At 46.4% G+C, this 15539-nt stretch carries 13 protein-coding genes and 2 tRNA genes; all 15 read right to left on the bottom strand.

The features are described from left to right. Positions 1 to 3: 3 nt before the first annotated feature. The gene (gene nlpI / locus RBK99_RS03780) at positions 4 to 888 is read right to left on the bottom strand and encodes a lipoprotein NlpI (RefSeq protein ID WP_317503300.1); all 885 of its coding nucleotides are present in this window, start codon (positions 886 to 888) and stop codon (positions 4 to 6) included. A gap of 124 nt (positions 889 to 1012) precedes the next feature. Further along, positions 1013 to 3163 (bottom strand): polyribonucleotide nucleotidyltransferase, encoded by a 2151-nt coding sequence (pnp, locus tag RBK99_RS03785; protein ID WP_317503301.1) that lies wholly within the window; start codon positions 3161 to 3163, stop codon positions 1013 to 1015. Positions 3164 to 3343: 180 nt separating this feature from the next. Further along, on the bottom strand, positions 3344 to 3613 hold the full coding sequence (gene rpsO, locus RBK99_RS03790; RefSeq protein WP_317503302.1) for a 30S ribosomal protein S15: 270 nt from the start codon (positions 3611 to 3613) through the stop codon (positions 3344 to 3346). Between the two features lie 96 nt (positions 3614 to 3709). Beyond that, on the bottom strand, positions 3710 to 4642 hold the full coding sequence (gene truB, locus RBK99_RS03795; protein WP_317503303.1) for a tRNA pseudouridine(55) synthase TruB: 933 nt from the start codon (positions 4640 to 4642) through the stop codon (positions 3710 to 3712). Continuing rightward, positions 4642 to 5028, bottom strand: a complete 387-nt coding sequence (gene rbfA, locus RBK99_RS03800; protein ID WP_054487065.1) for a 30S ribosome-binding factor RbfA — start codon at positions 5026 to 5028, stop codon at positions 4642 to 4644. Before rbfA ends, truB begins: the two co-directional genes overlap by 1 nt. 18 nt (positions 5029 to 5046) lie before the next feature. Further along, positions 5047 to 7737 (bottom strand): translation initiation factor IF-2, encoded by a 2691-nt coding sequence (infB, locus tag RBK99_RS03805; protein WP_317503304.1) that lies wholly within the window; start codon positions 7735 to 7737, stop codon positions 5047 to 5049. A gap of 26 nt (positions 7738 to 7763) precedes the next feature. Then, the gene (gene nusA, locus RBK99_RS03810) at positions 7764 to 9263 is read right to left on the bottom strand and encodes a transcription termination factor NusA (protein ID WP_317503305.1); all 1500 of its coding nucleotides are present in this window, start codon (positions 9261 to 9263) and stop codon (positions 7764 to 7766) included. Between the two features lie 27 nt (positions 9264 to 9290). Then, positions 9291 to 9749, bottom strand: a complete 459-nt coding sequence (gene rimP / locus RBK99_RS03815) for a ribosome maturation factor RimP (RefSeq protein ID WP_317503306.1) — start codon at positions 9747 to 9749, stop codon at positions 9291 to 9293. A 176-nt stretch (positions 9750 to 9925) separates the two neighbouring features. Continuing rightward, positions 9926 to 10002, bottom strand: a tRNA-Met gene (locus RBK99_RS03820). Positions 10003 to 10077: 75 nt separating this feature from the next. After that, positions 10078 to 10164, bottom strand: a tRNA-Leu gene (locus RBK99_RS03825). Between the two features lie 5 nt (positions 10165 to 10169). Next, the gene (secG, locus tag RBK99_RS03830; RefSeq protein ID WP_317503307.1) at positions 10170 to 10511 is read right to left on the bottom strand and encodes a preprotein translocase subunit SecG; all 342 of its coding nucleotides are present in this window, start codon (positions 10509 to 10511) and stop codon (positions 10170 to 10172) included. Positions 10512 to 10515: 4 nt separating this feature from the next. Beyond that, on the bottom strand, positions 10516 to 11274 hold the full coding sequence (tpiA, locus tag RBK99_RS03835; RefSeq protein WP_317503308.1) for a triose-phosphate isomerase: 759 nt from the start codon (positions 11272 to 11274) through the stop codon (positions 10516 to 10518). A gap of 87 nt (positions 11275 to 11361) precedes the next feature. Beyond that, the gene (gene glmM / locus RBK99_RS03840; protein ID WP_317503309.1) at positions 11362 to 12702 is read right to left on the bottom strand and encodes a phosphoglucosamine mutase; all 1341 of its coding nucleotides are present in this window, start codon (positions 12700 to 12702) and stop codon (positions 11362 to 11364) included. Then, on the bottom strand, positions 12699 to 13514 hold the full coding sequence (folP, locus tag RBK99_RS03845) for a dihydropteroate synthase (protein WP_317503310.1): 816 nt from the start codon (positions 13512 to 13514) through the stop codon (positions 12699 to 12701). The genes glmM and folP overlap by 4 nt, the downstream gene beginning before the upstream one ends. 71 nt (positions 13515 to 13585) lie before the next feature. Beyond that, positions 13586 to 15535, bottom strand: a complete 1950-nt coding sequence (gene ftsH, locus RBK99_RS03850; RefSeq protein WP_317503311.1) for an ATP-dependent zinc metalloprotease FtsH — start codon at positions 15533 to 15535, stop codon at positions 13586 to 13588. Between the last annotated feature and the right edge of the window lie 4 nt (positions 15536 to 15539).

The following is a 15539-nucleotide window of genomic DNA, read 5'->3' on the forward strand; positions in this document are numbered from 1 at the left end:
TAATCATTGTTCCAGTAAAGAACTTCGAATACGCGTTAACTCAAGCGATGCGTAACGATGCTCAACGAACTCATAAACATTTGTCATCAGTGCCAGCTTAAAGTAGTTCATAGCTTTCAACGGATTACCCTGTATTTGCATATACTTACCCAAATAGAAGTAAGCTTCACACAAACGCTCCGCCAATGTTTCAGACTCACCCAAATTGCGAGTCATACGCTGCAAAAATTCTGTTGTGGAAAGTTCGCCGGCATACAGTTTAATAATTTGATAACCCCACTCACTTTTATCGATCTTCTCAGCATTTTCCTTCAGGCTTTTTTTTGCCTGTTCGCTGTTAATTTTATTCTCTGCTAAAAACAACCAAATGACTCGGTACGGATCGCTTGGCTCATTCTCCAAATGATATTCTAAATCTTCTTGGGAGATTTTCATTCTGGCATCGTAATACTCTGCAATGCCCCTGTTTAAATAGGCGTAGCGATGATCAGGGTTAAGCTCAATGGCCGAGTCAAAAGCCTCATAGGCATAATCAAATTCTTGCAATTGCGTGTACTGAATACCTAAAAAATTATAAGCATCCGCCAGTCGGGGGTTATACTCAAGAGCCCGAGTAAAATCCATTCTTGCCAACGTTCTTAAACCGACAGCATCGTATAGCGCACCACGGCGATAGAAAAGCTCTCCGCGCTGTGTTTGGGTTAAGTCCTCCTGAAGCATTTGACTGATGCGAGCAAGCTCAATTTCATAGCGAAACTCAGCTTGTTCAGGCTCGGCAAGCACAATACTTTGCGGCAGTTGATTCAGTGAACTTTGCGAGGCACAACCCGTCATGGAACCTAATAACAGCATAGCCCCAATGAATGTACCTTTTCTTCGCATCGGCATAACGTTTCCTTTAAAAATATAGCGGCTTCTATTACAGCACATTCAGAGCCATTCAGGCAAAAGACAGACATAAAAAAACCCCGTCTAAACGGGGTTTTTAATAAAGTCAGAAGAATATTTACAATTATTCTTCGCTTTTGTTTTCTTCCTCAGCTGCAGGCTCTGCCGGCGCTTCAGTAGCAGGTTCTTCTTTCTTCTCAGCAGCTTCTTTCATGCTCAGACGAACACGACCCTGACGGTCAATTTCCAGTACTTTCACCGGAACAACATCACCAACTTTCAGGTATTCGTTCACGTCGTTCACACGCTCTTCAGCGATTTGAGAAATATGAACCAAGCCATCTTTACCTGGCAATACCGTTACAAACGCACCGAAATCTACGATACGAGCGACTTTACCCTGGTAAATTTTTCCGACTTCTACATTGGCAGTCAGCTGTTTGATTTTTTCGATAGCTGCATCAGCATCTGCTTGATCGCTCGCCGCAACCTTAATCGTACCATCGTCGCCAATCTCGATATTAGTGTTGGTCGATTCTGTCAGTTCACGAATTACTGCTCCGCCTTTACCTATCACGTCTTTGATCTTGTCCTGATCAATTTTGATGGTAGTAAAGCGCGGTGCGTAAGTTGATAGCTCTTCACGGTGTCCGCCAATAGCGTCATCCATAACTTTCAGGATGTGCAAACGTGCTGATTTAGCCTGCGCTAAAGCACTTTCCATGATATCACGCGTAATGCCGTCAATTTTGATGTCCATTTGCAAAGCAGTAATACCATCATTGCTGCCAGCAACTTTAAAGTCCATATCACCTAAATGATCTTCATCACCAAGGATATCAGACAAAACGACGTGCTTGTCGCCTTCTTTAACCAAGCCCATAGCAATACCCGCTACAGAGGACTTAATTGGTACGCCAGCGTCCATTAATGCCAAAGAAGAACCACAAACAGATGCCATTGAGCTTGAACCATTTGATTCAGTGATTTCTGACACAACACGGATAGTGTAAGGGAACTCATCGTGGCTAGGCATAACCGCCTGAATACCACGTTTAGCTAAACGACCATGACCAATTTCGCGACGTTTCGGCGAACCGATCATGCCAGTTTCACCCACACAGTATGGAGGGAAGTTGTAATGCAACATGAAACGGCTGGTATTGGTACCAGTCAGCTCATCAATCATTTGCGCATCACGGTCGGTACCTAAGGTGGCAGTCACTAACGCCTGAGTCTCACCACGTGTAAACAAGGCAGAACCATGCGTACGCGGCAGAACGCCGGTAGCAACGCTAATCGCACGAACCATATCCGGGTCACGACCATCGATACGTTTTTCGCCCGAAATAATGCGACTACGAACGATATCACTTTCCAGGTCATGGAAAATTTTGCCGGCTTCTTCCAAATCAGCATTTTCATCTTCAGCGGTCAGTTTTTCGACCATCTGTTCTTTTACTTGGTCCAGCTTGCCTTTACGTTCCGCTTTGTCGGTAACACGATAAGCTTCACCGATACCTTGCTCGGAAAGTTCACGCACTTTATTCTGAAGAGTTTCATCTTTAGCAGGTGCCTGCCAGTTCCACTTCTCTTTACCCGCTTCAGCAGTAAACTCATTAATCGCTTTGATGACGTCCTGCATGGCTTCGTGGCCATACATGACAGCGCCCAGCATCTGATCTTCAGATAATAATTGAGCTTCCGATTCAACCATCAAGACGGCTTTATCCGTTCCCGCAACCACAAGATCCAGTTTAGAGTTTTCTAGCTCATCTGCAGTTGGGTTCAATACATACTCATCGTTAACAACACCAACGCGCGCCGCGCCGATTGGACCCGCAAACGGCACACCAGAAATAGACAGGGCCGCTGAAGTACCAATTAAGGCAACAATGTCAGGGTTTATTTGAGGGTTTACTGAAACGACTGTCGCAACAACTTGCACTTCGTTCATAAAACCATCAGGGAATAATGGGCGAATTGGACGGTCGATTAAACGACATGTCAGCGTTTCGTTTTCGCTTGGACGTCCTTCGCGCTTAAAGAAACCACCTGGGATTTTACCCGCAGCGTAGGTTTTTTCTTGGTAGTTAACCGTTAATGGAAAAAAGTTCTGTCCTTCACGCGCTTCTTTTTTAGCGACGACGGTGACTAAAACGGTTGTGTCATCAATGCTGGCTAGTACAGAGGCAGTCGCCTGACGTGCCATTACGCCAGTTTCTAATGTGACTGTGTGTTGACCGTACTGAAATTGTTTAGTTATTGGATTCACGTTTCTTTCCTTTACCTTCAAAATATAGAGTATCCGGATTGATACTCGTCTTCTCTCTTTATTTATCTCACCGCATAGTATAAGGGAAACATCACTAAATTAAGACCCATAAGCCTAAAAAGAATACAAAAAAAAGGGCCCAAAGGCCCTTTTCCATAAATTCTTTTCTATACGCTTGTCTTAGCGACGAATACCTAAGCGTTCTACGATAGCTACATAACGCTTTTCGTCTTTACGCTTCAGATAATCAAGAAGCTTACGACGACGGCTAACCATACGTAACAGACCACGACGCGAGTGGTGATCTTTCTTGTGCTCTTTAAAGTGATCTTGCAATTCAGCCAGGTTCTTAGTTAATAACGCAACCTGAACTTCCGGAGAACCTGTATCGTTCTCGCCTTGACCAAATTCTTTTACAATTTCAGCTTTCTGTTCAACAGTTAGTGACATGATAACTCCTAAGTTTGTCAAAATGATCGACGCCAATCACTAATTCAGCATCGATATGAAGGCGGCGATTATACTCGCCAACTACGATAAAAACAACTACAAATCGGCAGCCTCTAAGGCAATAACCCGACGCGGCCATAATTCTGCGTTTTTTATGCGCCCAACACCAAGAAACTGTGACTTTTCATTAGTTACTCGCCACTCATCAGCTTCGGTCGTCTCATTTGAGGGTAACGGCACAGGCTGACCATGCAAAAAATCTCGCGTTTGTTCCGGCGTCACCGTCACTACAGGCAAATCGCCTAATAACAAGTCTGCCGGTTGCAAAAATTTATCCAAAGCGTCATTTCCCTGCTCTGCTGCAGCTTCCAGTTGTTCCGGAGTCACCATAGTCGATTCATCGATATCAGCAACCACGTTGCGGTGCAAACTTGATACATGAGCACCACAGCCCAGCAACTGACCCAAATCATCGACTAAAGTGCGAATATAAGTCCCTTTGCTGCAACTGACTTGTAAAGTGACTTTATTGTCGCGGATATCTAACAGCTCGATTGAATGAACTGTAATTATCCGGGTCTTTTTCGGCACTTCAATTCCCCGACGGGCATAATAATACAAAGGGCGCCCCTCATGTTTTAATGCTGAGTAAATAGAGGGTGATTGCTCTTGTTCGCCAATAAAGGCTTTAATTGCGTGTTTGATACTCTCCGAACTAGCCGAGACCGCTTTTTCTTCAACAACTTCGCCTTCAGCGTCGCTGGTCGTGGTCCGAATACCCAATAATGCCTCAACACGATAAGCTTTATCGGCATCTAGCAAATATTGTGAGAATTTGGTCGCTTCTCCAAGGCAAACGGGAAGGATTCCGGTCGCTAACGGGTCAAGCGCACCCGTGTGTCCGGCCTTTCGCGCATTATAGAGGCGTTTAACACGCTGCAGGGCATGATTTGAACTCATGCCCTGCGGTTTATTCAATAATACTACGCCCGTGACTGCACGGCCTTTGCGTAGACGAGCTTTAGACATTAATCGTCTCCGCTGTTTTCGCTGCTTTTCTTATCTCGTTCGCGTGCTTCTGCAACCAATTTACCCATACGAATCCCCTCATTTAATGAGGCATCGTGCTGGAACTTAAGTTGAGGAACAATACGTGCCTTAATGCGTTTACCTAATAAAGACCGGATAAAGCCAGAAGCTTCATTCAGCACTTTTAATGCCTGCTTTACTTGCTCAGGGTCATCCTGAAAAAAGGTAACAAACACTTTGGCATAAGCTAAATCACGAGAAACTTCTACGTCAGAAACGGTGACCATGCTAACGCGAGGATCTTTTATCTCGCGTTGCAGGATCATAGCTATTTCTCGTTGAAGCTGATGCCGCACCCTTTCGGTACGGCTAAACTCTTGAGCCATAAATTACAGTGTCCTTGATTACAGCGTACGTTCAATCTGGATGGTTTCGAAGACTTCAATTTGGTCGCCTTCTTTGACATCGTTGTAATTTTTAACACCGATACCACATTCCATACCGTTACGAACTTCCTGAACATCGTCTTTAAAGCGACGTAATGATTCAAGCTCACCTTCGTAGATAACCACGTTATCACGTAGTACGCGAATTGGAGCTGAACGTTTCACGATACCCTCAGTGACCATACAACCCGCAATTGCGCCAATCTTAGGTGACTTAAAGACATCACGAACTTCTGCAAGACCAATGATTTGCTGTTTAAATTCAGGCTGAAGCATACCGCTCATTGCCGCTTTAACTTCGTCAATCAAGTCGTAAATAACACTGTAGTAGCGTAAATCTACACTCTCTTGCTCAACCAGTTTTCTGGCGGCCGCTTCTGCACGGACGTTAAACCCGACAACAATGGCATTGGAAGCACTGGCCAGTGAGATATCCGTTTCTGTGATACCGCCAACACCGCTACCAATAATGTTCACTTTCACTTCATCAGTAGATAGCTTAGTTAACGCATCAGAAATAGCTTCCAACGAGCCTTGTACATCAGATTTCAGTACGATATTCAGCTCAGCAACGTCACCTTCAGCCATGTCCGCAAACATGTTTTCCAGCTTGGCTTTTTGTTGTTTCGCTAATTTCACATCACGGTATTTACCCTGACGATAGTTAGCCACTTCACGAGCTTTACGCTCATCCTTAACAACAGTCGCCTCGTCACCCGCCTGAGGAACACCAGACAAGCCCAATATTTCGACAGGAATAGAAGGGCCGGCTTCTTTAATTTCTTTACCGGTTTCGTCGCGCATGGCACGAATACGTCCGTACTCAAGGCCACACAGTACAACGTCACCTTGCTTCAACAAACCACGTTGAACAAGAACCGTTGCTACTGGCCCACGACCACGATCCAGACGTGACTCAACCACGATACCTGAGGCCATACCGGTCTTCTCGGCGCGCAAGTCCAATACTTCAGACTGCAGTAGAATGGCTTCTAACAGCTCGTCGATGCCTTCACCAGTGTGCGCAGACAGTGGAATGAACTGTACATCACCGCCCCAGTCTTCGGGGATGACTTCAAGCTGAGACAATTCGTTTTTAACACGATCAGGATCCGCACCTTCTTTATCCATTTTGTTGACAGCAACCACCAATGGTACGCCAGCTGCTTTCGCATGCTGTACCGCTTCCTTGGTTTGTGGCATTACACCATCATCGGCTGCAACTACCAGAATAACGACGTCGGTCGCACCTGCGCCACGAGCTCGCATCGAAGTAAAGGCGGCGTGTCCTGGAGTATCCAGGAAAGTCACCATACCGTGACCCGTCTCGACGTGGTAAGCACCAATATGCTGGGTAATACCACCCGCTTCGCCTGATGCCACTTTGGCTTTACGAATGTAATCCAGCAAGGATGTCTTACCATGGTCAACGTGACCCATAACGGTGACAACTGGTGCACGTGGCGATTCTTCACCACCTTCCTGGCGGTCTGACAACACTTCTTCTTCTAACGCGTTGTCTTTCACCAGCGCTGGTTTATGACCCAGTTCTTCAACGACAAGAGCGGCTGTGTCCTGATCAAGAATCTGGTTAATCGTCACCATCTCGCCCATTTTCATCATGGTTTTGATGAGGTCACTGGCTTTAACCGCCATGCGGTTCGCAAGCTCGCCAACCGTAATGGTCTCTCCAATTCTCACATCACGCTCAACCGGCTGCGCAGGCTTATTAAAGCCTTGCTGCAACGATGAACCACGGCGAGCGCCTTTACGACGTTTTTCACGACGTGGGGTTTCATCGCTTTCTTCATCTTTACGGCGACGTTTCTTACCACGTTTGCGGCTCTTACGTTCTTCGTCAAAATCTTGCGCGTCTTCAGCTTCCTGAGCAGTCGAAGATGTTGTGAAATGCACATCTTCTTTCTCTTGCTGCTTACGTTTCTGCTCTTCTTCTTCCCAGCGTTTTGCGTTTTCTTCTGCCAGTTTACGAGCTTCTTCCGCTTGCGCTTCCGCTTCTTTTTCAGCTTTCTTACGTGCTTCTTCTTCCTGTTGACGCTTCAGTTTTTCAGCATCCGCTTTCGCTTTATCTGCTGCTTCGCGTTCTTCAGGTGTCATTGCTTCACGCTTTTCAGCTTCCGCCTTTTGACGCGCTTTTTCTTTTTCTTTGCGCAATTTCTCTTTTTCAGCTTTTTCTTTCTCAGCTTTTTCGCGTTCTACCTTAGCTTTCGCCTCAGCCTCTTTGCGTTGCTGTTCTTCTTCGCGCTTTTTCTCTTCCTCGCGAAGCTTCGCTTCTTCGGCTTCTTTCTCTTGCGCTAAACGTTCTTCCTCTTCACGCTCTTGTTCTTCACTTGCCGAGCGCTTTACGTAGGTGCGCTTTTTACGCACTTCCACTTGAACTGATTTAGAGTCTCTTCCGCCGCCAACGCTTAAGGTGCTTTTGGTTTTACGTTTTAACGTCATTTTGCTGGGTTCAGAGCTGCCGCCACCGCCATGTTGACGGTTCAAGTGAGCTAGTAATTTCTGTTTTTCTTCTTCATTAACAGAATCACCCGCCTTCTTGGTCATGCCCGCTTCAGCGAACTGCTGAACCAGACGATCAACTGTTGTACCGACATCTTTGGCCAGCTTATCGAGCGTTACTTCTTCCATAGTCTGTTGTACCTCCGCTGATCGTTCTACTGTTCTTCATTGAACCAGCAAATATTGCGGGCTTTCATAATCAAATCGCCAGCCTGCTGTTCATTTAATTCTTCAATATCGGCTAAGTCATCAACGCCCTGTTCCGCTAACTCTTCCAGACTGGTTACGCCTTTACTGGCTAACACATAAGCCAGGTGACGATCCATTCCTTCCAGGTTCAACAGTGTGTCATCTGGTTCAGCCGACTCCAGAGATTCTTCCGTAGCCAGAGCTTTCGTTGTTAAGTAAGCACGGGCTCTGCCTCGTAATTCTTCGACGATATCTTCGTCCATACCTTCGATATCAAGGAATTCTGCAACCGGAACATAAGCCACTTCTTCCAGCGATGAAAAGCCCTCATCAACTAGTACATTGGCAAAATCTTCATCAATATCTAAAGTCGATACAAACAAGTTCAATAACCGCTGAGTTTCAGCTTCGTTTTTCTCATTGAACTCATCTTCTGTCATAACATTTAGCGTCCAGCCTGTCAGCTGACTGGCTAAGCGAACATTCTGTCCACCTTTACCAATCGCCTGAGCCAGATTATCTGCTGCAACCGCTATATCCATTGTATGGGCATCTTCATCAACAACAATAGAAGCAACTTCAGCAGGCGCCATTGCGTTAATAACATACTGTGCAGCGTTATCATCCCAAAGAACAATATCTACTCGCTCGCCGCCCAGTTCACCAGAGACGGCTTGTACTCTTGCTCCACGCATACCAACACAAGCGCCAACTGGATCAATTCGTTTATCATTGCTCTTCACAGCAATTTTAGCACGCGAACCAGGATCACGAGCAGCGCCGCGCAGCTCAATCATTTCTTCGCCTATCTCAGGCACCTCAATGCGGAACAATTCCAACAAGAAGTTAGGGTTTGTTCTGCTAACAAATAATTGCGCACCACGTGCTTCTGGACGCACATCATAAAGTAAGCCACGCAATCTGTCGCCGGGACGAACCGATTCGCGAGGTAACATTTCATCCCGATAGATAATCGCTTCTGCGTTATTACCTAAGTCCAGAATGACGTGTTCTCGATTTGCACGCTTGACGATACCACTGACCATCTCACCAACCTGGTCACGATATTCATCGACAACTTGAGCTCGCTCCGCCTCACGTACCTTTTGCACAATAACTTGCTTGGCCGTCTGGGTAGTAATACGATCGAACTTAATCGAATCAATTTTCTCTTCAACGTAATCGCCAGCTTGTACTGACGAATCTTCGTATTGCGCAGCTGACAGGCTGATTTCACGGTAAGGGTGCTCTAACCCTGTGTCCGTGTCCTCTACCACCAACCAACGACGGAAGGTATCAAATTCACCTGTTGTACGATCAATATCGATGCGAACTTCAATGTCGCCGTCGTATTTCTTTTTTGTCGCATGAGCCAATGCCGACTCTAACGCTTCAAATATTTTTTCGCGTGGTACTGCTTTTTCGTTTGAAACCGCTTCTGCGACTAACAGTATTTCTTTACTCATGAGTGCTGCCTCGCCAACGCAATCTTTTTAATCAAATGCTGGAACCAGGTGAGCGTTTTTCACATCCCGCATATTCACCTGAAGAGTATCGTTATCAACGGCAAGGGTCAGTTCTTCACCCTCAACCGCAATCAATTCTGCCTTGAATTTTCTTTTGTTCTTCTGTGCCGCTACTAACTCAAAAGCAACGGTTTCATTCACATAAGGCTGCATTTGTTGGGCATTAAAAAACGGTCTTTCCATTCCCGGAGATGACACTTCCAGGTTGTATTCAACGTTAATAGGGTCTTCAACATCCATTAGTGAACTCACCTGATAACTCACGTCAGCACAGTTATCTACACTGATACCTTCTGGATGATCGATATAAACGCGTAACGTCGAAAACTTACCGGCGCGTACAAACTCTACACCCCATAATTCAAAATCCAGCGCTTCTACCGCAGGTCGAATCATATCGGTTAACCGTTCTTGCAAATTTGCCAATTACTGCCTCCTGAAACAAAAAAAGGGCGCAAGCGCCCAGTGTTCTGGCTATCGTTAGATAGCTAAGGCCGCATAGCAAAAAGCCCCGAGCTGCTGCGGGGCTTTCTGAACACTGGACCCTTTGTCAGTTATTTTAGCAAAAGCATCGACTTAATGCGAAACACTGCTGCTAAAATTGGTTGCGGGGGCAGGATTCGAACCTACGACCTTCGGGTTATGAGCCCGACGAGCTACCAGACTGCTCCACCCCGCGTCCGAAACTTGTTGCACATTATACGTATTTTTCTTTTATTTTCAACCTCTGACGCAACAATCAGAGTGCTAATTTTGGTGCAGAAGGCGGGACTTGAACCCGCACGCCCGTAAGAGCACTACCCCCTCAAGGTAGCGTGTCTACCAATTCCACCACTTCTGCGAATTTTAGTCTATCGGCGGTACGTCAGACTTTGGTTCTGACTCATCATCCGCTGGCGGCAACTGCTGTTCTTCTTTTGGAACCGAAAGGTCAGAGAAGTCCGTTGAGCTTTCATCCGTAGACGTCGATAAGTTACCCAATACCAAGCTCAGGATAAAAAAGACTACCGCCAACCCTGCCGTTGCACGGGTTAGGAAGCTGCCTGATCCTGATGAACCAAAAACAGTATTCGACGCACCGGAACCAAAGGATGCGCCCATGTCTGCGCCTTTACCTTGTTGCAGCATAATAAAGCCAATTAAGACCAGAGCGACAACGAGAAATGCGATCATCAAAATTTCGTACATAATTTTACCCTTCAGCAGCTTGGCAAATAGCAACAAAGTCTGATTCTTTCAAACTTGCTCCACCTATCAAGCCACCATCAATGTCTTTTTGCGCAAATAATTCGGCAGCGTTGTTAGCTTTTACTGAACCACCGTACAATAACGGCATTTTCTCACCAATAGCGCCAAATTGCTCTACCAGTAACGCTCTTAGTTTAGCATGAACGTCCTGTGCTTGTTCCGGTGATGCCGTTTCCCCGGTACCGATTGCCCAAACTGGCTCGTAGGCCAAAACAACCTTCCCGGCTTTCTCTTTCGGAAGATGAGCTAAAGCAGCCATGGCTTGCTCTTCCACTACCTTCCAGGTGTTTCCCTCATCACGTTGAGTTTTGTTCTCACCAACACAAATGACAGCTGTCATCCCGGCATTAACCGCCGCCAACGCTTTATGATTGACCATTTCATCGGTTTCGCCGAATAATTGCCGACGTTCTGAATGCCCAACCAGCACGTAACTTACACCGAACTCTTGCAGCTGCGCTGTGGACACTTCGCCGGTGAAAGCACCGCTGTCGTGCTCAGATACATTCTGTGCACCAATGGCAATGTCATCATAATAACATTGGCTTGCAAGCTCACCGATAAGGGTAAACGGAGGACAGACGACTAACTTAACGTGTTGGAGCTGGTTAAGTTGCTCTCGCAAAGCCACTGACATTGTTTTCGTCAGCTCGCGATTTCCGTTCATTTTCCAATTTGCAATCACTAGTGATGCATTAGGCATAATTTGTCCTCTACTTCAGAGCGCGGGAATAGTAGCGAAACACTCACCAACTTACAAGCGAGATTTTTATCACTGCACGCTGATTGTTTAATTTGTAGCCGCTTCGACTTCATTCGCTATCTGTTGGGCGAAAGCTTTTACTTTTGCTTCATTTTCGCCTTCAACCATTACGCGTATTAAAGGTTCCGTGCCTGACTTACGTAATAACACTCGGCCACTGCCTGCGAGGGCTTTTTCAACTTCCCGAACCGCGCTTTTCACATTGGCTGATTCTAACGGCTGCTTGTCACTATCAAAACGAACATTAATCAGCACTTGCGGAAACTTATGAAAGTCACAACTCAATTTTTCCAGTGACTTTTGCTCCTGATACATAGCCGCCAAAACCTGCAGCCCCGCAACGATACCATCACCGGTGGTATGATGCTGGCGATTGATCACATGGCCTGAGTTTTCACCACCAAGATACCAGTCACGCTTCACCAGCTCTTCAATAACATAACGATCACCGACTTTTGCCCGAACAAATGGTATGCGACGCTTATCCAGCTCTTTTTCCAGTGCGAAGTTCGTCATTAAGGTGCCAACGACGCCACCTTGTAGTTGCCCCTGATTCTGTGCCGTAACCGCCAGCATATAAAGGATTTCATCACCATCAATGGGCCTGCCGTTTTCAGTGACCATCATGATCCGGTCACCATCACCATCAAGCGCGATGCCAAGATCGGCTTTCGTTTCCAGCACCTTATTCTGCAACGCTTTCAAATGCGTGGCGCCACATTCTTTATTGATGTTGAGTCCATTAGGTTGAGTTCCAATTTCGGTGACTTCGGCACCCAATTCGCGAAACACGTTAGGCGCAATGTGGTAGGTTGCACCATGCGCGCAATCTACCACAATGTGCAAGCCTTCCAGTGTCATCTCATTGGGAAAAACGCTTTTGCAAAATTCAATATAGCGGCCTGCCGCATCATTAATTCGCTTTGCACGCCCCAGCTCTTCAGAAATCACACACTCCATTGGCTCATCCAGTAAGCGTTCAATTTCCAGTTCAACTGCGTCCGGCAGCTTATGTCCATTATCGGCGAAAAACTTAATGCCATTATCATAATAAGGGTTGTGAGAGGCACTAATCACAATGCCTGCTGCGGCTCTGAATGTCCGTGTCAAATAAGCAATACCCGGCGTCGGCATAGGTCCCAGAAAGTCAACGCCAACCCCTGCTGCGGCTAAACCGGCTTCCAGTGCGGACTCCAACATATAGCCAGAAACTCGAGTGTCCTTGCCCACAAGTACACGACTGGTTCCTTTAGCGGCTAGCACCCGGCCGGCCGCCCATCCTAATTTCACTGCAAATTCAGGGGTTATGGGAAACTGTCCAACCCGTCCTCTTACGCCATCGGTGCCGAAATACTTGCGTTCACTCAAAGGTGTTCTCCTTCTAAAGTTGCTGCAATAACTTTCATTGCATCAACTGTCTCCTTAACATCATGAACCCGAATTATACGTGCTCCTTTCATGGCTGCAATGGTTGCCGCAGCTAAACTGCCAGCTAATCGTTCTTTTACCTCGCGTCCGGTCACATGCCCAATCATACTTTTCCGTGACAAGCCGACCAGTAACGGTAACTGAAGTTCGTGAAATGCTTGCAGCCGCTGCAGTAATTGATAATTGTGTCGGACTGATTTACCAAAACCGAAGCCCGGATCTAACCATATTCGCTCACGGTCAATTCCTGCGTTTTCGCATGCATGAACTCTTTCCTGCAAGAACGTCTTAACGTCACAAACCACATCATCATAAAGCGGGTTATGTTGCATACTTCGAGGCTCTCCTTGCATGTGCATCAAGCAGACTTCCACGTTGCTTGCTGAGAGTGCTTCTAAAGCCCCTTCCTCTCTTAACGCATTCACATCATTAATTAAATTAGCGCCCGCTCTTATTGATTCACTCATCACCCGAGCTTTTGTGGTATCCACAGAAATTGGCACATCGAATCGTTCCCTGACGGCTTTTACTAAAGGCACGACTCGATCCAGCTCTTCCTGCTCCGCGACCGAATTTGAACCAGGGCGAGTTGATTCTCCTCCTATATCAATCAAATCAGCCCCGTCATTAATTAACTGTGCTACATGATCAACTGCGTCATTTAAACGGTTGTATTCGCCTCCATCAGAAAACGAGTCCGGCGTGACATTGACAATCCCCATGACTTGCAAAGGCTTCGAATTTTTCGACATAGTGCGGGCTCCGCTTATTACTGTTTCTTACAAAAAAGCCACCTCTCGGTGGCTTTTTAAAAGAGTCAACTTTAGGAAGTTGCATCCCCGGGTTTGTCTACGTTAATAGGCCGTTCCGGGCGCTCTTCAGTATTTTCTGTTTTAGCAGCACCACCATCAGAATCGTTGCCACCACTGTCCTTGTCATCCCAGTCTTTCGGTTGACGAACATCACGACGATTCATCAAGTCATCAATTTGATCGGCATCGATAGTTTCATATCGAACTAACGCGTCCTTCATTGAGTGCAGAATGTCTTCATTTTCTTCCAACAGCTTTTTCGCTCGTTGATAATTGCGATCAATCACTGATTTAACTTCTTCGTCGATAGCTCGCGCCGTATCATCTGACATATGTTTATGCTGAGTTACGGAGCGCCCGAGGAATACTTCATTTTCGTCTTCAGCGTACAGTAACGGTCCCATCTTCTCAGATAAGCCCCATTGGGTAACCATTTTGCGAGCAATCTCTGTCGCTCGTTCAATGTCGTTAGACGCACCTGTAGTGACCTTATCGTTGCCATAAATAATAGCTTCCGCCAGTCGACCACCAAACAAACTGGAAATCATACTTTCAAGATGCTGTTTACTATGGCTAACGCGATCTTGCTCAGGTAAATACATCGTCACACCCAATGCCCGACCACGCGGAATGATGGAAACTTTATAAACCGGATCGTGTTCAGGCACCAGGCGACCAACAATAGCGTGACCCGCTTCGTGATAGGCCGTCATCGCTTTCTCATCATCGGTCATAACCATTGATCGGCGTTCTGCGCCCATCATGATCTTATCTTTTGCTTTATCAAACTCTTCCATTGAGACGACACGCTTGTCGCCGCGAGCAGCAAATAGCGCCGCTTCATTCACTAGGTTCGCTAAATCAGCACCAGAGAACCCCGGTGTACCTCTTGCAATTACTGAAGGTTTAACATCATCACCCAGTGGTACTTTGCGCATGTGCACTTTAAGAATTTGCTCACGACCACGAACGTCTGGCAAGCCAACAATAACCTGACGGTCAAAACGGCCTGGACGCAATAACGCAGGGTCGAGCACATCAGGACGGTTCGTTGCAGCAATGACGATAATACCTTCATTGCCTTCAAAGCCGTCCATTTCTACCAACATTTGGTTCAGTGTTTGTTCACGTTCATCGTGACCGCCACCAAGACCGGCACCACGCTGGCGGCCGACCGCGTCCAATTCATCAATAAAGATGATACAAGGCGCTGATTTTTTAGCTTGCTCAAACATGTCGCGTACACGTGACGCACCAACACCAACAAACATCTCAACGAAATCTGAACCGGAAATACTAAAGAATGGTACTTTTGCTTCACCGGAAATAGCTTTCGCCAGCAACGTTTTACCCGTTCCCGGAGGACCGACCATCAGCACGCCTTTAGGGATTTTGCCGCCTAACCGCTGAAACTTAGAAGGGTCTTTCAGATAATCGACCAACTCTGAGACTTCTTCTTTTGCTTCATCACAACCAGCAACATCTTTAAACGTTGTTTTTGATTGCTCTTCGTTCATGAGTTTGGCTTTACTCTTACCAAACGACATGGCGCCACGACCACCGCCGCCGCCTTGCATTTGACGCATGAAGAATATCCATACACCAATAAGCAAAAGCATTGGGAACCAGGAGATAAAGATTGACGCAAGAATACTTCGCTCTTGTGGCGGAGTTCCCTGAGTTTCTACATTGTTCTCTAACAAATCATCCAAAAGCTTTGGATCATATTGAGTGGGTACAACGGTTTTATATGACTGACCGTTGATAGTCATACCTGAAATAGTGCGTCCATCATCACCAAATTCAGCACGACGAATGTTGCCATTATTAACCTCAGATACGAATTTATCGTATGTCATGGTTGCCGATGACGTCTCGCTCGGACTGAAGCTCTGAAAAACGCTCATCAGTACGACGGCGATTACAAGCCACAAGATGAGATTCTTTGCCATATCGCTCAAAGCC

The organism is Idiomarina solivarensis (assembly GCF_033052755.1).
GTDB lineage: Bacteria > Pseudomonadota > Gammaproteobacteria > Enterobacterales > Alteromonadaceae > Idiomarina.